Here is a 22,251-nt window from a genome sequence, read left to right on the forward strand (position 1 = left end):
AGGCCGAAGCGGATGGCGACAGCCAGCACCAGCAAGGCCAACAGGCCCCGCAATTGTTCACCGCGCAGATATTTGCCGGCCGAGGCGCCGAACTGGGCGCCGACGGTGCCGCCCACCATCAGGCAAAAGGCCAGCATCATGTCGACGCTCTGGCTCTGCACCGCATGCAGGATGGTGGTCGCCGCCATCATCGCCACCACCTGGGCCAGCGAGGTGCCGATGACGACATTGCCCGGCACGCGCAGCAGATAGACCAGCGCCGGCACCATGATGAAGCCACCGCCGACGCCGAGCAGCGAGCCGACAAAGCCGATAAAAAGGCCGATTACCAGCACCGGCAGCACGCTGATATAGAGCCGGGATTTCTTGAACCGGACCCGCAGTGGCAGGCCATGCATCCAGTTATGCTGGTTGGGCAGGCGCTCGCGCACCACGACGCCCTGGCGCTGCTTGAGAATGGCGCGAGTGGATTCGACCAGCATCAGAGAGCCGACCGAGCCGAGCAGAATGAGAAAGCCGAGCGAGATGACCAGATCGAGCTGGCCGGCGTCGCGCAGCACGGCAAACACCGCCACGCCGCCAAAGGCGCCGAGCACCCCGGACAGCACCAGATACAGCGCCAGATGCAGATCGACGGCACCGCGCCGGTAATGCGCCAACGCCCCCGAGGTCGAGGCCGCCACCACCTGGCCGGTGACCGAGGCCACCGCCACCGGGGCCGGTACGCCGGAGAAAATCAGCAGGGGCGTCAGCAGGAAGCCGCCGCCAACCCCGAACAGGCCCGACAAAAACCCGACCGCCCCTCCGATCCCCACGAGAAAGAAGAGGTTCACGGACAGCTCGGCGATCGGCAGATAGATGTTCATGATGGGGGCAGACGTTAACGAGTGGCGGTCTGGACGCCATAGGCGACGCGAAACCCAACATTGCTGGCGCAGGAGTCAGCGGTGAGCGCCATGCGCGCGGCGATGCGATAGCGATAGCAATAGGAAATGTGACAGAGGAACGAGCCGCCCTTGAGCGTCTTTTCCTGGGTCTGGGTGGCGATGTCGTTGCGGCGCCGCGCCTGCAGGCTGGCCGAGCGGATACGAAACGGGTCGGCCGTCCATTCCCAGACATTGCCGATCATGCTGTAGAGGCCCTGGCAATTGGGGGCAAAGGCGGTGCCCGGCGCGGTGCCGAAATAGCCATCGGCCGCGGTGTTGTGATGCGGAAACTGCCCCTGCCAGATATTGGCATGGATGGTCTGGTCATCGGGTTCGTCGTCGCCCCAGGGAAATTTGGGGTCGGCCAGGCCGCCGCGCGCCGCATGTTCCCATTCCGCCTCGCTGGGCAGCCGGCCGCCGCACCATTCGGCGAAAGCTTTTGCATCGCGCCATGAGACCTGCACTACGGGATGATCCTGACGCGTTGCAAGGTTCGAGCCCGGCCCTTCGGGGGACTGCCAGCAGGCGCCTTCGACCTTGACCCACCAGGATAACTCGCCGGGCGAGGCGGCCGGCGGGATGGGGCCGAGCAGGCCACGAAACACCGGCGCCCAGCCGAAGCGTTCGGCTTCGGTGACGTAGCCGGTTTCGGCCACGAAGGCCGCGAAGCGCGCATTGGTCACCGTCTCGGCCTCGAGACGGAAGGCCGCCAGCTTCACCGCTCGTCTGGGGCTTTCGCCATCGGCGGCGAAGATGGGCTGGTTGGTGCCGACCAGGCCGGTGGCACGGGGGAAATGAATGGCGTCGACGGATTGGCCGCCCCGGCCGACCGCAGCGGGTTCAGGCGTGACGGTGCCGGAACCGCGGCTGGCGGAGCAACAGGATTTGGCGGCCGATCCGTCGTCACCCATCAAGCAGACTCAAGGCAGATTTGCAGCTTGATATCGGTTGACCGGCCTTCGACAGCGCGGTCAAAGGCGGCGACCGAGTCAGCAAAGGGGTAGGTTTTGGAAATCAGCGGGTTGAGGTCGACCTTGCCCGAGGCGATCAGCTCGATGGCGCGCGGATACATGTTGGCGTAGCGGAACACCGTCTCCATCCGCAATTCCTTGGCCTGGGCGGCGACCAGATCGAAATCGAAGCGATCGACCGGCATGCCGACAAAGACCACGCAGCCACCGGGGCGCGGAGTGGCGAACAGGGTCTTGAACGCCGAAGGGTGGCCCGAGCATTCAAACACTACGTCGGCGCCCCAGCCGCCGGTCAGTGCGGCGACCTGATCGACCAGCGAGCCACGATGGTCGAGCGCGACGATGCCGGCATAGCGACCGGCAACTTCCAGCTTGGCGGCGACCACATCATAGATGAGCACGCGGGCGCAGCCACCGGCCAGCGCGGCCAGCGCCGTCATCACGCCGATGGGGCCGGCGCCGATGACCAGAGCGACATCGCCGGGAGTGATCGACGCCTTGGCGGCGGCCTGCATGCCGATGGCGAAGGGTTCCACCATGGCGCCTTCGGCAAAGGACACATTGTCGGGGATCTGGAAGGTGAAGGCGGCGGGATGCACCACGCGCTCGGTCAGGCAGCCGTGAATGGGCGGCGTGGCCCAGAAGCGCACGCTGGGATCGACATTGTAGAGGCCCAGCTTGGACGCCCGCGAGGTCAGATCGGGAATGCCCGGCTCCATGCAAACCCGGTCGCCAACGCGCAGGTCGCTGACATTGGCGCCAATGGCGGTGACCGTGCCGGCCGCTTCGTGGCCGAGAACCATGGGCTGTTCGACCACGAAGGGCCCGATGCGCCCATGGGTATAGTAATGCACGTCGGAGCCGCAGATGCCGACGGTGTGGATGGCAATCTCCACATCATCTGCGCCCAGCGTGTGGCCGATATCGAAGTCACGCAGCGCCAGCTGCCCTTTTTCCTCAAGCACCAAAGCCAGAGACATGTATTTTCCTTCCCGAAAATATCGGTTGAGCGGCCAGTGGCCGGCCCGGTTAGCGCGCGAACGCCATGGGTGGCTGCAGGCAGAGATCGAGGTCGACGGTCATGCCGGCTTCGAGGCCGCTGGCCCGTTCCATCGGCACGCGGGCAACCAATTTGTGGGTGCCGCAGGCAATGGTCATGCGGATGCAGTCGCCGAGGAACAGGGCATCAACCACCTTGCCCTGCCAGGGAGTGGCAGCGCCGCCTGCCGGCGCGATGCCGACATGCTCGACGCGCACCACCAGATCGACCGGGGTGCCGGGGGCACCCGGCGCGGCGTTGCCGAGGGTGATTTTGCGCCCGGCCTCGTCGGCCAGCTCGGCGGCATTGGTCACCGTCATGGGCAGGACGTTCACTTCGCCGAGGAATTCGGCGACGAAACGCGAGCCCGAGCGCAGATAGATCTCGCGCGGGGAGGCGTCCTGCACGATGCGGCCATTGCGCATGACCACGACGCGATCCGACATGGTCAGGGCCTCGGTGCGGTCATGGGTGACGCAGATCATGGTGGTGCCGATCTCGCGATGGATGCGGCGCAGTTCGAGCTGCATTTCCTCGCGCAAAATCCGGTCCAGTGCCGACAGCGGTTCATCGAGCAGCAGCACGTCGGGCTCGAAAACGATGGCCCGCGCCAGGGCGACGCGCTGCTGCTGGCCGCCGGACAGTTCCGAAGGGCGGCGGGAAATGAACTTGCCCAACTGCACCAGATCGAGCGCCCGCTCGACGCGCTGCTGGATCTCGTTTGCGGGGACGCGGCGCACCTTGAGCGGATAGGCGACGTTCTGGCCGACATTGAGATGGGGGAACAGCGAGTAGTTCTGAAACACCATGCCGATATTGCGGCGGTGCATCGGAATGGAGGACACGTCGCGCCCGGCGATGGTCAGCTGCCCGCTATCGGGGCTGAGCATGCCGGCAATGGCCCGCAGGCAGGTGGTCTTGCCGGAGCCGGATGGGCCGAGCAGCGTCAGAAATTCGCCTTCGGCGATGTCGAGGCTGACATCGTCCAATGCAACGGCCTGACCATAGGTCTTTCGGATGCCCTCCAAGCGGACGAAACCGGGGCGGCGAGTGGTTTGTGGATCGACCATTTCAATCCCTTTCTTATTTTGCACCCGGAATCGGCAGGATGTTGCTGCCGGTCCGACGCCCGAGCATGAGCGCCCCGGTAAGCCCCAGGGCCAAAAGCGCGATGAGCAAGGAGGCAATGACCGCGGGCGAGGAGGTCAGCTCTTCCTGCAGCGACAGGAACATCCGCACCGTCACGGTGTCGTTGGTTCCGGCGATGAACAGCGGCAACACCAGATTGTCGAAGGCGTGCAGGAAGCCATAGACGAAGCCGACGACAAGCCCCGGCGCCGCCAGAGGCAACACCACATCCCAGACGGCGCGGAGCCGCGAGGCGCCGGACATCATGGCGGCGTGCTCCAGGCTGATATCGAGCTGGCGCATGATCCCGGACAGGATGACCACGACCAGGCCGACAGCGGCCGCGCCTTGGCCGATCACAATGCCCAGCGGCGAGCCGGACAGCCCGATGCGGTTGGCAAAGATGAAGTAGCTGATGGCGATGATGATCTCGGGCAGGATAATCGGCAGGGCCAGCAACACCATGCCGATGCTGCTCCAGTTCTTGCTGCTGCGCGCGAAGGCGTAAGCGGCCAGGGTTCCCAGCACCGTGGCGATCAGCGCATCGATGGCGGCATAGGTGACGCTGCGGCCCAATGGGGCCATCCAGGAGGGATCGCTCAGCGTGTTGGTATAGCCATCCAGGGTGAAATAGCGCGGCGGGAAGCTGATCTGCTTTTCCGGGCCGAAGGAGAACACCAGGATGACCAGTTCGGGCAGCAGCAGGAAGGCCAGCACCAGACCGGCCGCTCCCATCCAGGCCCAGGTCCAGAGCCGCGGCGGAATGGCATTGAGCAGGGGGAGCAGCAATTTGCTCAGCCAGGAACCGGCACCGCCGGCCGCATGCTGGCGGATTTGCACGTGCTCGCGGGCCTGGCGCAGCAAGGCCAGCACCAGCACCGGAACGGCGGCGGCAAACAGCATGATCACCGCCATGGCGGCGGCCAGGTTCCAGTTCAGCAGCGTGGTGGCCTGATCGACCAGCATTTGCGCGAATAGCAGGCCGCGCGTGCCGCCCAGCGTCTGCGGAATGACATAGGCACCCAGCGACAGGATATAGATCAGCGTGGCGGAGGAGCCGACCCCGGCCAGCGACTGTGGCAGATAGACGGTGAAAAAGCCCTCGGTGCGCGGCGCACCCAGGCTGGCCGCAACGGTGAGCTGCTGGGCGTCGATCTTTTCCATGGCCGACCACATGGTCAGCACCGCAATGGGGAGCTGGATGTGGATCATGCCTATAATCGTGCCGAAATCGCTGTGGCCGAGCAGAATCGGCTCGGACACCACACCCAGCCCCAGCAGCACATAATTGATCGGACCCTGCAGGGCGAGAATGGCGGCCCAGGCATAGGTGCGGACGATGACGGAGGTCAGATAGGGCAGGACGATGAGCCCGATCAGCACCGCTTTGGCTCGGCCGCTGACCCGGACCAGCGCATAGGCCACCGGATAGGCGAGCAGGACGCAGATGGCCGTCACCGACACGGCGACGGTGAGGGTCTTGGCCAGGACGGCGTGGAAACTGCCGCTCACCAGCAAGCGCTGGAACTGGAGCAGCGACCAGTCCTGGCCGTTTTTCAGGCTGTCGACCAGAAATTGCGCGATCGGCCATAGCGCGAACAGGCCAACAAAAAGCAGGGCGGGCAGGGCAAGCGACGCGGGTGACCGCGCCGCCGCTAGGCCGGCGGGCAGCCAGGAGCTGCCCCACCGTGTGTTGGAGTTCGACGCCATGATGTTAGCGGGCCCGGAATTCGTTCCACGCGTCCAGCGTCAGAGCGAGGTTGCTCTGGCCCAGGTCGCCCTGCTCGGCATAATAGTCATAGCCCAGGGTGTGGTAATTTTCGGGATGCTCACCCGAGAACGGCATATAGGCGCGCTCTTCGGCGGTGAACTGCTCAAGCACCAGGGGCGACGGGACCACGATGCCATTATTGGTGCCACGAGTGTATTGCACCTGGTTTTCCGGGCGGAACCACCATTCCAGGAAGGTCTGCGCGGCGGCGACGCCATTGGGACCCTTGGACATCGCCACGCCGAGCTGACGGGTGACGACGGTGCCGGCCGGGGCGGCCAGCAGCACATCTTCGCCGTTCTTGACGGCGGCCAGTGCGGCGGGTGCATAGGACCAGGTCATCACTGTGTCGCCATTGACCAGATCCTGGATGCCCTTGGGCGCATTGTCCCAGAGCACGATATTGTCGGAAATGGCTTCGAGGCGGGCAAAGGCGCGCTCGATATCGAGCGGGTAAAGCGCGTCGGCGGCAACGCCATCGGCGGCGAGGGCATATTCGATATTGACCGGCACGCCCAGGCCAGCGGAGGCGAGGCCCCGATTGCCGGGCCAGTTGACCGTGTCAAAGAAATCGGCCCAGCTCTGGGGCGGATTGTCGGCGAGTTTGGGGGAATAGACCATCAGCGCGGCCGTGTCCTGCGAGACGGCGTAGTCGTCGCCGACCAGTCCGGCGCCCTGCATGGCGGCCAGCACGTCGGCATTCCAGCCCGAGGTGTCGAGCGGGGCATAGATGCCGGCGTCGCGGGTCAGCTCGTAAATGTCGCTGCCGATGCCGAGGGCAACGTCGAAATCGGCATTGCCGGTGCGGGCTGCCAGCTGCATCTTGGCACCATAATCGGTGTCCGACATGGTGACGCCGATGGCCTTGATGCCGGTGTCGGCTTCAAAGGCGGCAATGACCTCCTCGACCGAGGCACCATTGATGCCGGCGGCGTGGGCGATGATCACCTGTTCCTGCGCCATGGCCGGGGTGATGGCCAGCACAGCGACAGCGCTAAGCAGTAGGTGTTTGAGTTTCAATTGACGTTCTCCTCCGTGTAAAAAGGCTTGTGGTTACCACTGGGCATGCCGGGGCGGTCGCGGCCATTCATTGGCGACCAGCACATCCAGCAGCAGATCCTTGATGCGATCCCGAGCCTGGCCATAGGCGGGGTCGTTGTAGAGATTGTTGAGCTCATGGGGGTCGACCGCCAGGTCGTAGAGCTCACCTTCATGCGGCCGACCCGTGGCGGGTTCGCCATGCCAGACCACCAGCTTGAGGTTGTCCGAACGCAGCATGGTGGTGTGGACCGGCGGGGTGGCGGTGTGGCCGCTGTCGCGATATTCGGCGATGGCCCAGCTGCGCCAGTCCGGGGCATCCTCGCCCGACAGCAGCGGCATCAGACTGGCGCCTTGCGTCGGCTGCGCGTTGGCGGCACCGGCCACCGCGAGCAGGGTCGCGGTGATGTCGATATTCTGCACGATTTCGGGTCGCACCTGACCGGGGGCAATCTGGGCCGGCCAGCAGACCAGCAGCGGCACCCGCACCAGCGCGTCATACAGCATCGGCCCCTTGAGCATCAGCTGATGGTCGCCGAGCAGTTCGCCGTGGTCGGAGGTGAAGATGACCAGCGTATTCTCGCTCTGCCCGCTGGCGTCCAGCGCGTCGAGAATGCGGCCGACTTCGGCGTCGAGCATGGAGACCATGGCGTAATAGCCGGCCCGCGCTTCCTTCAGCTCGTCGTCGCTATATTCGACATAGCCTGGCGCATGGCCGCCATAGGATTTGAGGTGATATTCGGCCTGGACGGCGGGCTTGTTGGTCAACTCGCCCTCGGCCATGAACGGCCCGGCCAGCGCATCGCGATCATACAGCGCCCGGAACTCGGCCGGCGCGCCAAAGGGGTGATGGGGGTCAAAGAAATTGGCCATGAAATAGAAGGGGCCATCGCGGTCCTGAGCGATGAAGTCGATGGCTTCTTCGGCGATCCAGTGGCTGTAATGGGCGTTGACCGGCACCTGATCGATCGGCGTCGCGCCCTTGGCGATATTGCCGGCCTCGGCCGACTCGTTCTGATCAAGCCCCAGCGAGGCCCAGAGCGCCGGGTGCTTGTCGCGCAGCCAGAGATGATAGGCATTGTCCGGCGAGCGATGGATGGGGTCGTGCGACCACTGATATACCCGATAGCCATCGTCGCGGCGGCGCTCATTGCCATTGGCGCAGGGGCCAAGATGCTGCTTGCCCGCCATGCCGCAATCATAGCCGGCATCGGCCAGAGTGCGCGAAACCATTGGCCGGTCGAGCGGCAGCTCGGCGCCATTGGCCCACAGGCCATGCGCATGCGGATAAAGCCCGGTGGTAAAGCTGGCGCGCGAGGGGCTGCAGATCGGATTTTGCACGTAGCAGGTCTCGAACCGCGCGCCGCGTGATGCCAGGCGATCCAGATTGGGGGTCACGATATCCGCGTTGCCGGCGCAACGCAGCGCATCGAAGCGCTGCTGATCAGTCATCAGGACGAGGATATTGGGAGAGACGCGATTGCCAGACATAAAGCTATATTCACGCACATGAGCACAACGTAAATCATTTGAGCTATACAAATGAGCGGCTGTCAAGCTGCCGAATATGCGGAATGAGGCGAATATTCCACATAATTCAACAGTTTTAGGGTTGTCGGCTGTGGAAAGCCTGCTCATATGAGCGGGTAATGATTTAGCGGGGCCTTGAATGCACACTTCGATGAGCGAGACCATCCTCAGCACATCGGTCGCGCGTCGCTTCTATCTCGACGGGCTGTCCAAGTCGGAGATCGCCAACGAACTGGGAATCAGCCGCTTCCGGGTGGCGCGGCTGATCGAGCGGGCGGTGCGCGATGGCATCGTGCGGATCGAGTTCACCTATCCGGTGGACGAGATCGATTATGAGCTGTCGGCGGCGCTGCAGGCGCGCACCGGCCTCAGGGGCGCCGTCATCGTCAAGGACACCGGCGACGATCTGGAGCTGATGCTGGACAGTATCGGCAAGGTGGCGGCGAGCACGATTCGCGATTTGGCGAGCACGAGCCAGATATTGGGCATCGCCTCGACCCGCGTGGCCGAAGCGATGACACGCAATCTGCAGCCTTTTGCCAATGGTGCGGTGGTTCAGCTGGCCGGCGCCTGGCCCGGCGCGGTATCGGGGCAGACCTCGGTGGAAATGGTGCATTCCATTGCCCGCATTTCAAATAGCCCCAGCCACTCCTTCTATGCGCCGCTGATTGCCAGTGACGCCGAGGCGGCGCAGGCGATGCGTCGGCAGGCCGATGTGGAGAAGGCGGCGGCGCTGTTCGAGCAGGTGACCACCGCCGTCATCGGGCTGGGGGCGCTGCGCGACGGCCAGACCTCGCTCTGGCACTCGCTGACCGAACAGGAAATCGCCGAAATTCGGGCCGGTGAGGCTATCGGCGAAATTTGCGGCATGACCTATGCCGCCGATGGCCGGGCGGTGGAAACGTCGCTCTCCCGCCGCGCCATCGGGGTCAATCTGGAGCAATTGCGAAGTTGCAACGAGGTGATCTGCCTGGCGTTCGGCGCCGAAAAGGCCGACGCCATTCTGGGCGCCATTCGCGGCGGCATCGTCAAGACGCTGATTACCCATGAGCGTTGCGCGCGGGCCATTCTCCAACTGGTGGATGCTGCCTGACCCCAGCTCAAACAGGCAGGCCGGCTTCGAGGTGGACCGCATGGGCCGGTTCGAATTCGGTGATGCCGGCGCGGAGCGCGGTCTCGACGCCGCGCAATTCGGCCAGGCCTTTCATCCGCCCAATCAGCGGGTAGCCGGGCTGGGCGCCGCGACCGATGTCGTCGAGGATGTCCTGGCCATGGTCGGGGCGCATGGGGATGGTGTGGTCGGCTCTTCCGGCGGCACGGCGACGTTGTTCCTCCCGCAGGATCGCGGCGATGAGTGCCACCATGTTGACGCTGCCGTCGAGATGTTCGCTTTCGTAGAACGAGCCGCCGACCGCAGTGGTCTCGCGCCGGACATTGCGCAAATGCAGGAAATGCACGCGGTGGCCCAGCCGCTCCATCATCCCGGGCAGGTCATTGTCGGGCCGGGCGCCGAGCGCGCCGGAACAGAGGGTGATGCCGTTGGCGGGCGCGTCGACGCCGTCGATCAGCAGCCGGAAATCGGCTTCGGTCGACATGATGCGGGGCAGGCCCATCAGGGGAAACGGCGGATCGTCGGGGTGGCAGCAGAGGCGAATGCCCAGCCGGGTGGCGACGGGCACCACCTCGTTGAGGAAATCGAGCAGATTGGCCCGCAAGCGGTCGGGCGCTACGGCGCCATATTCAGCCAGATGCTGGCGCACCTTGTCGAGCGAGAGGGTGTCGGCGGCGCCGGGCAGGCCCGCCATGACGCTGCTGGCGATGCCTGCCTTGGTCGCCTCGGTCATGCCGGCAAAGCGCGCGCTGGCGGCGTCGACAATCTCGGCCGGGAAGGCTTCACGGGCGCCGCGGCGCTGGAGCAGGAAGATGTCGAATACGGCAAAATCGATGGCGTCATAGCGCATGCAGGTGCCGCCATGGGCCACGCGCCAATTCAATTGGGTGCGGGTCCAGTCGATCACCGGCATGAAATTGTAGCAGACGGTGAACACCCCCGCCGCCGCCAGATGTTCTAGGCTCTGCTGGTAATTGGCGATGTGGCGGCGCCATTCGCCCTTCTGCTTCTTGATGTCTTCCGAGACCGGCAGGCTTTCGACCACCTCCCAGCGCAGCCCCGACGGGGTGCCATCGCTGCGGTGGGCGATCTGGTGCTGGCGCCTGGCAATTTCGTCGGGCGTCCACACCGCGCCATCGGGCACATGGTGCAGCGCGGTGACGATGGCTGTGGCCCCGGTTTGTACGATATCATCGATCCGTGCGGTATCGCTCGGACCGAACCAACGCCAGGCATGCTTCATGGTGTACTCTGTAGGGCGAACGGGAGAGGACGATCGGACGGCGTCGTCATTGGATATCGACGCGCAGGCCGTCGGCGTCGAACAGGTGCCAATGGCCGGGCTTTGGTCCCAGCATCATGGTGTCGCCGCGCCCGACCTGGCTCTGGCCTTGCTCATGCACCAGGATCGGCTCGCCATTGGCCAGCGTGCAATGCAGGAAGCTGTTGGCGCCATGCTGTTCGGCGAGGCTGATCGTGGCCGGCCAGCCCTGGCTTCCGGCCGGGTTGAGCGCGAAATCCTCGGGGCGGATGCCCAGGGTGGCCTTGGCGCCAGCCGTGAGGTCATGCGATGACGCCGGCAGCGTGAGTTCGGGCAGGCCGGGGGCGGCAAAAATCACCGCATCGGCCGTGACGGTCTTGATGATGCCCTCGACGAAATTCATCCGGGGCGAGCCGATGAAGCCGGCGACGAAAGTATTGCGGGGGCGGTTATAGAGGTCGAGCGGGGCGCCGACCTGTTCGATGACGCCCTTGCGCAGCACCACGATCTTGTCGGCCATGGTCATGGCCTCGATCTGATCATGGGTCACATAGATCATGGTGTTACCCAGCCGCTCATGCAGCTTGGTGGTTTCCAGCCGCATGAACACGCGCAGCTCGGCATCCAGATTGGACAGCGGTTCGTCGAACAGGAAAATCTTCGGGTCGCGGGTGATGGCCCGGCCGATGGCAACACGCTGGCGCTGCCCGCCGGACAATTGCCGTGGGCGGCGTTCGAGCAGGGTCTCGATCTGGAGCAGCTTGCCGGCGGCCTCGACGCGCCGGTTGATTTCATCCTTGGGCATATGGATGTTTTCGAGCCCGAAGCTCAAATTCTGCCGCACCGTCATATGCGGATAGAGCGCATAGGACTGGAACACCATGGCCACGCCGCGATCGGCTGCCGGCACCTGCATGACGCTCTCGCCATCGATGCGGATATCGCCGCCACTGGCGTCTTCGAGCCCGGCGATCAAGCGCAGCAAGGTGGACTTGCCGCAGCCCGAGGGGCCGACAAAGACGACGAATTTGCCGTCCTCGATCTCGAGATTGATATCGGGAATGACTTCGACGGAACCGAAGGACTTCTTGATATTGGTCAGGCTGAGATTTGCCATGGGATCGAACTCACTTGATGCCGGTGGAAGCGATGCCGGTGGTGATGTAGCGCTGCAGGAAGATGAAGGCGCAGGCCAGGGGCAGCGCGGTCAGCGTTGTCATCGCCAGCAACAGGTCGTAGCGAACCTCGAATTCGCTCTGGAACGAATTGAGGGCGAGCTGGAGGGTGTAAACCTCGCGCCGGTTGAGCACGATCAGTGGCATCATGTGTTCGAGGTCTGCCGGCTGTCGCTCGAAGCGCAGACCAAAGCGGTGCAGATCACCGCACGCCAATAAGCAGGAGAACTATCGTGACCAAAAAATTGCGTGTTGGCGTCATCGGCGCCGGAATCGCGGCCCGCCATATGGTCGGCTATGACTGGAACAAGGAGCTTTTCGAAGTCCCCGTGCTCTGCTCGCTCGATGCCGACCGCGGGGAGGCCCTGTGCCAGCAATACGGCATTGGCAGCTATACCCAGAATGTCGACGAGCTGCTGGCGCGCGATGATCTGGACATTATCGACGTGGCGACGCCGCCCGATTCCCACTTCGAGTTTTCAAAGCGCGCCATCGAGGCGGGCAAGCACGTCATCTGCGAAAAGCCGCTCTTTGGCTCCATCGCCGATGTCGACGAAATGAGCCGCATCGTCGCCGCCTCGGGCAAGAAGCTGATGCCGATCTTCCAGTACCGCTATGGTGGCGGGCTGCAGAAGCTCAAGCGCCTGATCGAAATGGGGCTGACCGGCAAGCCGTTCATGACCACCATCGAGACCCATTGGTGGCGCGGCCCGGCCTATTACGAAGTGCCGTGGCGCGGCAAATGGGCGACTGAACTGGGCGGCGGGCTACTCGGGCACGCCATCCACGCCCATGACATGCTCAATTATATCCACGGCGCCTGCAGCGAGATCTTTGCCTATGGGGCAACCCTGGTGAACAAGATCGAGGTCGAGGACACCATGGCCCTGGCGGTCAAGATGCAGAATGGCTCGCTGGCCACGCTGTCGATGACGCTGGGATCGCGCAAGGAGATTTCGCGCCTGCGTTTCTGCTTCCATGATCTGGTCGCCGAGAGCATTCTGGAGCCCTATACTGTGGGGCGCGATCCTTGGGTCTTTACCGCCGGCACCCCGGAACACCAGAAGCGGGTTGACGATGCGCTGGCGGGCTATGTGCCGACCGAAGATGGCTATACGCGTCAGTTCCAATTGTTCCACCAGGCGATCATGGAGGATAAGGACCCGCCGGTAACCCTGCAGGATGCGCGCAATTCGCTCGAACTGGTGACCGCTGCCTATCACTCGCAGCGCACCGGGCAGGCGACGCCAATGCCGATCATGCCGGATCATCCGCTGTATCATTCCTGGCTGCCGGAAGCCGATCAGCGGGTCGCCGCCAGCGGCTGAGAGCGGCAACACACGACAGGCGCGCCGCCGCCGATTGGCGGCGGGCGCAAGGGGAGACTGAGATGGACACTGCGGGACACGGATTTCAACTGGCGGGCGAGCAGCGGCTGTACCAGATCGTGGCGCGCCGGATTGCCCGCATGATCGAAGCCAATGCCAAGGACCCGAATTGGCGCATGCCATCGGAGCGCGAATTGGCCGAGCAGCTGGAAGTCAGCCGGCCGGTGGTGCGCGAGGCGGTGATCGCGCTGGAAATGCGCGGCATTGTCGAGGTGCGTGGCCGGACCGGGATGGTGGTGTTGCCCGGCCGGGTCAAGCAGGTCAATTTCGACGGTATCGGCGATGACGCCGGGCCGGGGCCGTTCGAACTGCTTGAAGCCCGCATGGCGGTGGAGGCGAGCGCTGCGGCAATGGCCGCCGAGCGCGCCACTATCTACGACATCATGGTGCTCGAAGAATGCATCGCCCAGATGCAGCAGGAAACCGACGTGATGCTGCTCAATGAAAAGGGCGATCGCGATTTCCACATGACCATCGCCAAGATGACCGGCAATGCGATCATCGTCTCGATCATCGAGGCGTTGTGGGCGCAGCGGGACGAGTCGGTGATGTGGAAAAAACTGCACGAGCATATCCATGCCCCCAGCGTGCGGCCGCTGTGGATCGGGGACCATCAAGCGGTGGTCGCGGCGCTCCGCATGCGCAATCCGGACGCGGCCTATAAGGCCATGTCCCGTCATATCCGCAATGTCAGCAAGGAACTGCTGGAAGCCGACGAACGCGGACGGCTGACGCCCGATCCGGCGCTGGCCGACAAGGGAAAACTGTAATGCTCAAATCTTTCGAACATGTCGGCATGACGGTCAGTAATATGGACCGGACCATCGCGTTTTACTGCGACCTGCTCGGCCTCAAGCTGCATCTGCGCAAGCTCACTGGCGGCGGCTCGACGCTGGCGTTTCTCGATGCCGGCGGCGGCATGCTGGAGATCATCGCGCCGGTGAACGGCGCCGCGCCGGCAGAGGATGTGCCCGACGGAAGGGCAGGGCTGCGCCATCTGACATTCCTGTTTGAAAGCGTCGATACCATTTTCGCCAAGCTGGAAGCGGCAGGCGTTGAACTGGTGGAGCGTCCACGCAAGGCGTTCAACACCGAAGTGCTCCACAAGGTCGCCTTCCTGCGTGATCCCGACGGCATCATGATCGAACTGGCCGAACGGAACCCGGGCTAGATTCTGATGCCTGGCGAGCGGTTGGGGGTGCCAAGCGACGCCATGGGCTGGCTCCGGGCCGCGCGCTAGACTAAAAGCTGGGCTGGAATCGGCCCGGCCAAATGGCTCGGGTCCGGTCAGGATTGGCGTGGAACGGAGCCCGGGATGACGATCGCAATCATTGGCGGTACTGGATTTTTGGGCAAGGCCGTGGCGCGGCGGCTGCTGGCGCATGGGCAGGACGTGTTGGCTATCGCCCGCGGAATCGAGCCGGTGGCCTTGCCGCACGGTGTCCGCTTCGAGGTCGCCGACCGCATGGACACGCCGGCACTGATCCGCCTGCTCAAGGCGCATCAGGTCAGCGCCGTCATCGATATTTTTACCCTCAGCCTGCGCAACACCCAGTCGGTGCTCGATGCCATGGCTGCGATTGGCGGGCGTTACGTGCTGGTCAGCTCCACCGACGTCTATGCCAATTATGGTGGCTTGCTGAAAAAAGACAGCCCGCCGATCCGGCTGGAACCGGCCACTGAGGATTCGCCGCTGCGCACGCTGCGCTATCCCTATCGCGGCAATTCGCGCCGACCCAAGGGGGTCGAAGACGATCTGTTCGAGGATTACGACAAGCTCCCGATCGAGGAAGCGGCGCGGGCGGATAGGCGTTTCGAAAGCGCCATCATGCGCCTGCCGATGATTTTTGGGCCGGAAGACAAGCAGCACCGCTTTGCCTGGGCGATCCGCAATGCGGCGGCGGGCAAGCCCTTCGCCATTGATGAGCGGGCGGCGGGTTGGCTGAATTCCTATGGCTATATCGATGATATGGCCGAGGCGCTGGCGCTGGCCGCTACCCATCCCGCCGCCGCCGGGCGCACCTATAATGCGGCGCAGCCGCAGGATCGTACGGTGACGCAGTGGGCGCACACCATTCTCGATGTGATGGGGATCGCGACCGAGGTGATTGCCGTGCCGCCCGCCGAAAATGGCATCATGGCCGACCGGGCCGAGGCGTCCAATCTGGCCTATCCGCTGACACTGGATAGCAGTCGCATCCGCGCCGAGCTGGGTTTTGTCGAAACCATTTCCGAGCGTGAGGCGCTGGAACAGACCATCGCCTGGGAGTTGGCGCAGAACTGACGCGGCGCGGGCCTGCGGCGGAAAACCGCTGCACAGCAGGTCCGATCCGGCGCCGGACAGTTGACAACGGCAGGCCGTAATTTAGTGTGGCTAAAATTATGCGGCCGCGCTGGGGTGCGTTTTGTCAGAGCTGATTGCCAAAGATGATCGTCGCGACACGGCGGGGGTAGCTGTCGTCGACACGACGCTGGGCCAGCGGCTGCGCACGCGCCGCAAGGCTATTGGCAAGACGCTGCAGCAGGTGGCGACCGAGTCGTCGCTGACGGTGGGCTTCATCTCCCAGATCGAGCGCGGCATCTCGACGCCGTCACTGGCGTCGCTGTATAATGTGGCCAAGGCGCTGGAAACCTCGGTCGATCACTTCGTCTCCCGCAAGCCGGCGCGGACCCATAGCGTGGTCAGCCATTCCGGCCAGCGCCAGACCTATCAGGTTGGCGGTACCGCCCGGTTCTACGAGTTTCTGGAACGTGGCTTTCCCGACGCCAAGCTCAATGCGTGCCTTGCCCATGTGCCGCCCGGTCACGTCTCCGAAGTCATGAGCCATGAGGGCGAGGAGTTCGTCTATCTGGTCAGCGGCACGATGCGCTACGAGGTCGATGGCACCGCCTATCTGCTCGGGCCCGGCGACACCCTGCATTTCGACTCCCGCAAGCCGCACCGCGGCGACAATATCGGCACCGACACCGCCATCGAATTATGGGTTGGCACCATGCGAGTATTTCCCGAATGATCGGACTGAATTCCACTCTGGCCGCAAGGCTGAATCAGGCGCTGGCGGCCGGGCCGCAGCCGACGATTGCGCTGCTCTGCGAGCTGTTCAAAGCCATTCCCGGCGTGCGCACCGTCACCTGGCTGGCGACGGCGCCCGACCGCTCGGTCACCCATCGCATCGGCACCTCCGATCCGGTCGGCTTTCCGATTGGCGGCTTCGATCCGATTGATGACAGCGCCTGGAACCTGCGCATTTTCGGCGAAAAGCTGCCGGTGGTGGGCGATAATCCGGCGCAGATGGCGCAGTTCATTCCCGAGACCGACCAACTGGTCGCCATGGGTTATGGCGCAACGCTGTGCCAGCCCATCATCATCGCCGATGACGTGCGTGGCCTCGTCTGTCTGCTCGGCGATGCCGGGATTTTGACGCCTGATGCACTCGCCGAAGTCGACGCCCTTCTACCCATCGCCGCGCTGGTCTTCAGCTTTGAGGGGATCAGCCAGCGATGATGTTTCACCAGACAATCAAGCAATCAACCAGGGAGACTGCAATGCGCCTGTTTAAGACGCTCGCAGCCGTAGCCCTTGGAGCGGTCATGACCGCTTCGGGAGCCATGGCGGCGACGCCCACCAATACACTCGTCATCGCGGACGCGATTGACGACATCATCACCCTCGATCCGGGTGAAGTCAGTGAAGTCGGCGGCGTGCTCGCCAGCCAGCAGATCTACCAGACGCTGGTGACCTTCGATCCCGCTGATCCGACCAATATCTCCGGCGTGCTGGCTGAAAGCTGGTCGGTTTCCGAAGATGGCAAGACTTTCACCTTCAAGATGAACCCGGCCGCCAAGTTTGCCTCGGGCAATCCGGTGACCGCCTATGACGCCGAATATTCGCTGCGTCGCGTCATTCTGATCGACAGCCGTATCTCGTTCATCCTGACCCAGTTCGGCATCGACAAGGACAACGTTGTCGACAAGATCAAGGCGACCGACGCCGGCACCCTGGTGCTTGAAGTCAACGAAAAATACGCCCCGAGCTTCGTGCTCTATGTGCTGTCGTCCTTCACCGGCGGCATCGTCGACTCCGAGATCGTCAAGCAGCATGAGGCCACTCTGGCCGATGGCAGCAACGACTATGGCAATGCCTGGCTCAAGAGCGAAAATTCGGCCGGTTCGGGCCCCTATGTGCTGACCAAGTGGGACCCGAAAGTGTCGATCCTGCTGTCGCGCAACGACAATTACTGGGGCACTGCTCCCGGCGTCGAGCGCATCTTCCTCCAGCATATGCCGGAAAGCGCGACGCAGCGCCTGGCGCTGGAAAAGGGCGATATCGACATTGCCAACAAGCTCGGCCCCGATGATGTCGGCGCCGTGTCGGGCAATGCTGACATCCAGATTATGGAAGGCAATTCCTCGACCATCTATTACTTCGGTCTCAACGTGCGGAACGAAGCGCTGAGCCATCCCGAAGTGGTTGAGGCGATGAAGTATCTGGTGGATTACCAGGGCATTGCCGACAATATCGGCCGTGGCACCGTCAAGGTGCACCAGACCATGATCCCGGACGGGTTCCTGGGCGGCAATATCGACTACAACCCCTATTCGCTCGACGTCGAAAAGGCCAAGGCGCTGATCGCTGCAAGTGGCGTCGCCACCCCGATCAAGCTGGATACCGTGGTGTGGAACGTGCCGCCCTATACCGAATATGCCCAGGCCGTGCAGGCGACCATGGCGCAGGCCGGTATCGAGCTCAATCTGCTGGTCGTCGATGGTGGCCAGTGGCTCGATCGCTATCGCAGCCATGATCTGGACGTCTGGTTTGGCCTGTGGGGTCCGGACTATCCAGATCCGCATTCCAACGCCAAGGCCTTCACCGTCAACGACAAGACCGATCCCGATGGCGCCAACGGTAATCTCGCCGACCGCTTCGGCTGGGATTCGGGCCCGCTGTCGGACCAGGTTCTGGCCGCCGTGCAGGAGCAGGACACCGAAAAGCGCAAAGCCATGTATGACGCCATCCAGCGCGCCCATACCGACAGCTCGCCTTTCGTTTACATGTTCCAGGACAGCCGCAAGGTTGCCATGCGCGCCGACGTCAAGGGTGTCGTACTCGGCATCACCTTCTCGGACGACCGCTATGGCGGCGTGACCAAGCAGTAAGCGTCTAACTGCCCCCTCTCCATGCGGGAGGGGGCAAATCGCCATTCGGGTGTGCGGTCGACCATCGCGCACCCCTCATCCGGCGCTACGCGCCACCTTCGCCCACAAGGGGAGAAGGAAAGAGTATTCCGTTTGACCACATCTGTTCCCCGCGCGCTGCGCCCCATCATCGGCATTGCCTCCTGGCTGCTCACCGTCGCCATCACTTTGCTTGGCCTGTCGGCACTGACCTTTTTCATCGGCCGCGTGCTGCCGATCGATCCGGTGATTTCCATTGTCGGCGAAAAGGCCAGCCAGGCGACCTATGACCGGGTGTTTCTGGAACTGGGGCTGGACAAGCCGCTGTGGCAGCAATTTTTTGAATATATCGGCAAGATCCTGCGCGGCGACTTCGGCACTTCCTTTGCCACGGCGCGGCCGGTGCTGACCGATCTGCTGAATTTCTTCCCGGCCACGCTGGAGCTGGCGACCCTGGGTCTGCTGCTGGGCGTGGTGCTGGGTGTGCCGATGGGCGTTGCCTCGGCCTATTGGCACGAGAAATGGCCCGACCATGTGATCCGTATTGTCGGGCTGATCGGCTATTCGGTGCCGATCTTCTGGCTCGGGCTCGTGGGACTGTTCGTGTTTTACTACAAGCTCGGCTGGGTCGCCGGACCCGGGCAGCTCGACGTGTTCTTCGTCGGCATTGTCGACCGCTGGACGGGTTCGATCCTGCTCGACAGCGCCATGCAGGGCGAGTGGGAGATTTTCCAGAACGCCATCAGCCACATGCTGCTGCCAACCGTGCTGCTCGGCTATTTCAGCCTGGCCTATATTTCGCGCATGACCCGCTCGGTGATGCTCGACCAGCTCAACAGCGAATATGTTCTCACTGCCCGGCTCAAGGGCGCCAGCGAATTTCGCGTCGTGGCCGGACATGCACTGCGCAACGCGGCCATTCCCTTGGTCACGGTGATCGCGCTCAGCTATGGCGGGCTGCTGGAAGGCTCGGTGCTGATCGAGACCATCTTCTCCTGGCCCGGCATCGGCAACTACATTTATTCCTCGCTGTTCGCCGCCGACATGAATGCAGTCCTGGGCGGCACGCTGCTGGTCGGCGCGGTCTTTGTGTTCCTCAACATGCTGTCGGACGTGCTCTACCGCACGCTCGATCCGCGCTCGCGCTAGGAGGCACCCATGAACCTCACCACCACCACCATTGTCGACTCCAAGCGCGCTCTCCGCGCTGCCCGGCTAGCCGAATTCAAGAGCTTTGCCCGCCGCTTCGTGCGCAATCCGCTCGGCATGGTCGGGCTGATCATCGTCATCGCGCTGCTGCTTTGCGCTGCGCTGGCGCCGATCCTGGCCACGCATGATCCCTATCTGCCGGTATTGGCCGACCGGCTGGCGGCGCCGGGCGCGCAATACTGGTTCGGCGCCGACGAGCTGGGCCGCGATATCTATTCGCGCATCGTCTATGGCTCGCGCCTGACCCTGCTGATTGTCGGGCTGGTGATCGTCACCTCGGCCCCGGTCGGGCTGGTGATCGGCGCCGTTGCCGGCAATTACGGCGGCTGGATCGACCGCATTTTCATGCGCATCACCGACGTATTCCTGGCCATTCCCAAGCTGCTGCTGGCGCTGGCCTTCGTCGCCGCGCTCGGGCCCGGCATCGTCAATGCGGCGCTGGCCATCACCCTGACCGCTTGGCCGCCTTATGCGCGGCTGGCGCGCGCCGAAGCGATGGTGGTGCGCAACTCCGATTATGTGAACGCCATCCGCCTCGCCGGCGCGTCGGATTTCCACATCATCGTCTATCACATCATGCCGATGTGCATGTCTTCGGTGATCGTGCGCATGACCTTCGATATGGCTGGCATCATCCTGACCGCCGCCGGGCTGGGCTTTATCGGCCTCGGCGCCCAGCCGCCGCTGCCGGAATGGGGCGCCATGATCTCCACCGGTCGCAAATTCATCTTCGACCAATGGTGGGTGGCAACGGTCCCCGGCATCGCGATCTTCGTGGTCAGCCTTGGCTTTAATCTCTTGGGCGACGCCTTGCGCGATCTGCTCGACCCGCATTTGAGGCAGCGCCAATGAGCGGCCCCCTGGTAGAAATCGAAAACCTCCGCATCGCCTTTCCCGGCGAAGGCGGCGCCATGACCAACGCGGTGCGCGGCGTCTCGCTGACGCTGGGCCGCGAAAAACTGGGCATTGTCGGGGAAAGCGGCTCGGGCAAGAGCCTGACTGGCCGGGCACTGCTTGGCGTCTTGCCGTCTTATGCCCAGGTCAGTGTCGACAAGATGGAATTTGACGGCATCGACCTGACCAAAATCTCGCCCCGGCAGCGCCGTGGCTTGCGGGGTGGGCGGATGGGGATGATCCTGCAGGACCCCAAATTCTCGCTCAACCCGGTGATGCGCGTCGGCCTGCAAATCGTCGAGGCGATCCGCATTGGCGACCGGAAGCTGCCCAAGCGCGAAGCGATCCGTCAGGCGCTGGCGATTCTGGAAGCGGTGCATATCCGCAATCCCGAGCGGGTGTTTTCGCTGTATCCGCATGAATTGTCGGGCGGCATGGGTCAGCGCGTCATGATCGCCATGATGGTGGTGCGCGAGCCCGATCTGCTGATCGCCGACGAGCCCACTTCGGCGCTCGACGTGACGGTGCAGACCCAGGTGCTGTCGATTCTCGACGAGCTGGTCAGCCGGCGCGGCATGGGGCTGATTTTCATCAGCCACGATCTGCGGCTGGTGGCGCGGTTCTGTGACCGGGTCATCGTCATGTATGCCGGCCAGATCATCGAGACCCTGCAGGCCGACCGTCTGCACGAGGCCACCCATCCCTATACGCAGGGGCTGCTGGCCTGCCTGCCCACCATTGATGGCCCGCTCGAGCCGCTGCCGATCCTGCAGCGCCAGGCCAGCTGGCTGGAGGCACGCCCATGATCGATGTCGACCATCTCAGCGTCCGCTTCGGCCCGTCGACCGCCGTCCGCGATGTCAGCTTTCACGTTGCCGAGGGCGAAAGCTTTGGCCTGGTGGGGGAATCCGGTTCCGGCAAATCCACCATTCTGCGCACCATGATGGGGCTCAATCCCGATTGGTCCGGCTCGATCAAGATCGATGGGCAGGATACAAAATCCACCAGCCGCACCGATCTGGCGCGGCGGGTGCAGATGGTGTTTCAGGACCCCTATGCGTCGCTGCATCCGCGTTATGTCATCGGCCAGGCCATTGCCGAGCCGATGCGGATCAACAACATGCCGGACCCCGAAGGGCGCACCCGCGAATTGCTCGACCTGATCGGGCTGGGCGAGAAGTTCCGTTTCCGCTTTCCGCATGAATTGTCGGGCGGTCAGCGGCAGCGTGTCGCCATTGCCCGGGCATTGGCGCTCAATCCCAAAATCCTGCTGCTCGATGAGCCGACTTCGGCGCTGGATGTGTCGATCCAGGCCGAAATCCTCAACCTGCTCAATCAGCTGCGAAGGGATCTGGGGCTGACCTTCGTCATTGTCAGCCATGATCTGGCGGTGATTTCCTATATGTGCGAGCGGCTGATGGTGATGCGCAATGCCGAGGCGGTGGAGACCCTGACCCGCAGCCAATTGCGTGCTCGCGACATCCAGCAGAGCTATACGCGCGACCTGATCGCGGCCAGCTGAGCAGGTCACTTCCGCTCGGCTGGCTGGCGCACTCGACATCGGCGATTTGAGCACGCATGAAAGAGTTTGCGCTGAACTGATCCGCCCCGCGGGCGGTGCTATCGAAATGGAGT

The 22,251-nt window shown here is 63.6% G+C and carries 22 protein-coding genes; 12 read left to right on the top strand and 10 right to left on the bottom strand.

The window, feature by feature from the left end:
* The 7 genes from ACX3OW_RS05795 to ACX3OW_RS05825 form a co-directional block, all read right to left on the bottom strand.
* The coding region (locus tag ACX3OW_RS05795; RefSeq protein ID WP_459094813.1) for a sulfite exporter TauE/SafE family protein at positions 1-866 on the bottom strand (866 nt) is incomplete at its 3' end.
* Positions 867-880: 14 nt separating this feature from the next.
* Entirely contained in the window at positions 881-1,837 is a 957-nt protein-coding gene (locus ACX3OW_RS05800) for a formylglycine-generating enzyme family protein (RefSeq protein ID WP_459094814.1), read from the bottom strand.
* Entirely contained in the window at positions 1,837-2,877 is a 1,041-nt protein-coding gene (locus ACX3OW_RS05805) for an NAD(P)-dependent alcohol dehydrogenase (protein WP_459094815.1), read from the bottom strand. Before ACX3OW_RS05805 ends, ACX3OW_RS05800 begins: the two co-directional genes overlap by 1 nt.
* Before the next feature lie 49 nt (positions 2,878-2,926).
* Positions 2,927-4,006 carry an ABC transporter ATP-binding protein gene (locus ACX3OW_RS05810; protein ID WP_459094816.1) on the bottom strand — a complete coding sequence of 360 codons (1,080 nt, stop codon included), beginning with the start codon at positions 4,004-4,006 and terminating at the stop codon, positions 2,927-2,929.
* A gap of 13 nt (positions 4,007-4,019) precedes the next feature.
* Positions 4,020-5,774, bottom strand: coding sequence for an ABC transporter permease subunit (locus tag ACX3OW_RS05815; RefSeq protein ID WP_459094817.1), 1,755 nt, complete (start codon positions 5,772-5,774; stop codon positions 4,020-4,022).
* 4 nt (positions 5,775-5,778) lie between these two features.
* Complete coding sequence (locus ACX3OW_RS05820; RefSeq protein WP_459094818.1) at positions 5,779-6,855, bottom strand: ABC transporter substrate-binding protein; 1,077 nt, start codon at positions 6,853-6,855, stop codon at positions 5,779-5,781.
* 33 nt (positions 6,856-6,888) lie between these two features.
* On the bottom strand, positions 6,889-8,364 hold the full coding sequence (locus ACX3OW_RS05825; protein ID WP_459094819.1) for a sulfatase-like hydrolase/transferase: 1,476 nt from the start codon (positions 8,362-8,364) through the stop codon (positions 6,889-6,891).
* 190 nt (positions 8,365-8,554) lie between these two features.
* Here ACX3OW_RS05825 and ACX3OW_RS05830 point away from each other — a divergent pair, with 190 nt between their 5' ends.
* Complete coding sequence (locus ACX3OW_RS05830) at positions 8,555-9,496, top strand: sugar-binding transcriptional regulator (RefSeq protein WP_459094820.1); 942 nt, start codon at positions 8,555-8,557, stop codon at positions 9,494-9,496.
* Positions 9,497-9,503: 7 nt separating this feature from the next.
* On the opposite strand, the gene uxuA is transcribed toward ACX3OW_RS05830, so the two are convergent.
* From uxuA to ACX3OW_RS05845, 3 genes are read right to left on the bottom strand one after another with little or no spacing between them, the layout of a single operon-like run.
* On the bottom strand, positions 9,504-10,757 hold the full coding sequence (uxuA, locus tag ACX3OW_RS05835; RefSeq protein WP_459094821.1) for a mannonate dehydratase: 1,254 nt from the start codon (positions 10,755-10,757) through the stop codon (positions 9,504-9,506).
* A gap of 46 nt (positions 10,758-10,803) precedes the next feature.
* Entirely contained in the window at positions 10,804-11,892 is a 1,089-nt protein-coding gene (locus ACX3OW_RS05840; protein WP_459094822.1) for an ABC transporter ATP-binding protein, read from the bottom strand.
* Positions 11,893-11,902: 10 nt separating this feature from the next.
* Entirely contained in the window at positions 11,903-12,100 is a 198-nt protein-coding gene (locus ACX3OW_RS05845) for a hypothetical protein (RefSeq protein WP_459094823.1), read from the bottom strand.
* A gap of 83 nt (positions 12,101-12,183) precedes the next feature.
* On the opposite strand from ACX3OW_RS05845, the gene ACX3OW_RS05850 reads away from it, so the two are divergent.
* The 11 genes from ACX3OW_RS05850 to ACX3OW_RS05900 all read left to right on the top strand — a co-directional run bounded on the left by ACX3OW_RS05850 (position 12,184) and on the right by ACX3OW_RS05900 (position 22,138).
* On the top strand, positions 12,184-13,278 hold the full coding sequence (locus tag ACX3OW_RS05850) for a Gfo/Idh/MocA family protein (RefSeq protein WP_459094824.1): 1,095 nt from the start codon (positions 12,184-12,186) through the stop codon (positions 13,276-13,278).
* Positions 13,279-13,340: 62 nt separating this feature from the next.
* Positions 13,341-14,108: a FadR/GntR family transcriptional regulator gene (locus ACX3OW_RS05855; protein WP_459094825.1), complete on the top strand. Its 768-nt coding sequence runs from the start codon at positions 13,341-13,343 to the stop codon at positions 14,106-14,108.
* A complete protein-coding gene (locus ACX3OW_RS05860; RefSeq protein ID WP_459094826.1) occupies positions 14,108-14,509 on the top strand; it encodes a VOC family protein in 402 nt (133 codons plus the stop codon). The genes ACX3OW_RS05855 and ACX3OW_RS05860 overlap by 1 nt, the downstream gene beginning before the upstream one ends.
* Before the next feature lie 144 nt (positions 14,510-14,653).
* Entirely contained in the window at positions 14,654-15,622 is a 969-nt protein-coding gene (locus ACX3OW_RS05865; protein WP_459094827.1) for an NAD-dependent epimerase/dehydratase family protein, read from the top strand.
* A gap of 121 nt (positions 15,623-15,743) precedes the next feature.
* A complete protein-coding gene (locus ACX3OW_RS05870; protein WP_459094828.1) occupies positions 15,744-16,352 on the top strand; it encodes a helix-turn-helix domain-containing protein in 609 nt (202 codons plus the stop codon).
* A complete protein-coding gene (locus ACX3OW_RS05875; protein ID WP_459094829.1) occupies positions 16,349-16,843 on the top strand; it encodes a hypothetical protein in 495 nt (164 codons plus the stop codon). Before ACX3OW_RS05870 ends, ACX3OW_RS05875 begins: the two co-directional genes overlap by 4 nt.
* 86 nt (positions 16,844-16,929) lie before the next feature.
* Positions 16,930-18,495: an ABC transporter substrate-binding protein gene (locus tag ACX3OW_RS05880; protein WP_459094830.1), complete on the top strand. Its 1,566-nt coding sequence runs from the start codon at positions 16,930-16,932 to the stop codon at positions 18,493-18,495.
* 132 nt (positions 18,496-18,627) lie between these two features.
* Complete coding sequence (locus ACX3OW_RS05885) at positions 18,628-19,662, top strand: ABC transporter permease (RefSeq protein ID WP_459094831.1); 1,035 nt, start codon at positions 18,628-18,630, stop codon at positions 19,660-19,662.
* A gap of 9 nt (positions 19,663-19,671) precedes the next feature.
* Positions 19,672-20,574: an ABC transporter permease gene (locus ACX3OW_RS05890; RefSeq protein WP_459094832.1), complete on the top strand. Its 903-nt coding sequence runs from the start codon at positions 19,672-19,674 to the stop codon at positions 20,572-20,574.
* Positions 20,571-21,422 (top strand): ABC transporter ATP-binding protein, encoded by an 852-nt coding sequence (locus tag ACX3OW_RS05895; protein ID WP_459094833.1) that lies wholly within the window; start codon positions 20,571-20,573, stop codon positions 21,420-21,422. Before ACX3OW_RS05890 ends, ACX3OW_RS05895 begins: the two co-directional genes overlap by 4 nt.
* Positions 21,419-22,138 carry an ABC transporter ATP-binding protein gene (locus tag ACX3OW_RS05900; RefSeq protein ID WP_459094834.1) on the top strand — a complete coding sequence of 240 codons (720 nt, stop codon included), beginning with the start codon at positions 21,419-21,421 and terminating at the stop codon, positions 22,136-22,138. Before ACX3OW_RS05895 ends, ACX3OW_RS05900 begins: the two co-directional genes overlap by 4 nt.
* The last annotated feature ends 113 nt before the right edge of the window (positions 22,139-22,251 follow it).

This window comes from Devosia sp. A449 (genome assembly GCF_054489375.1).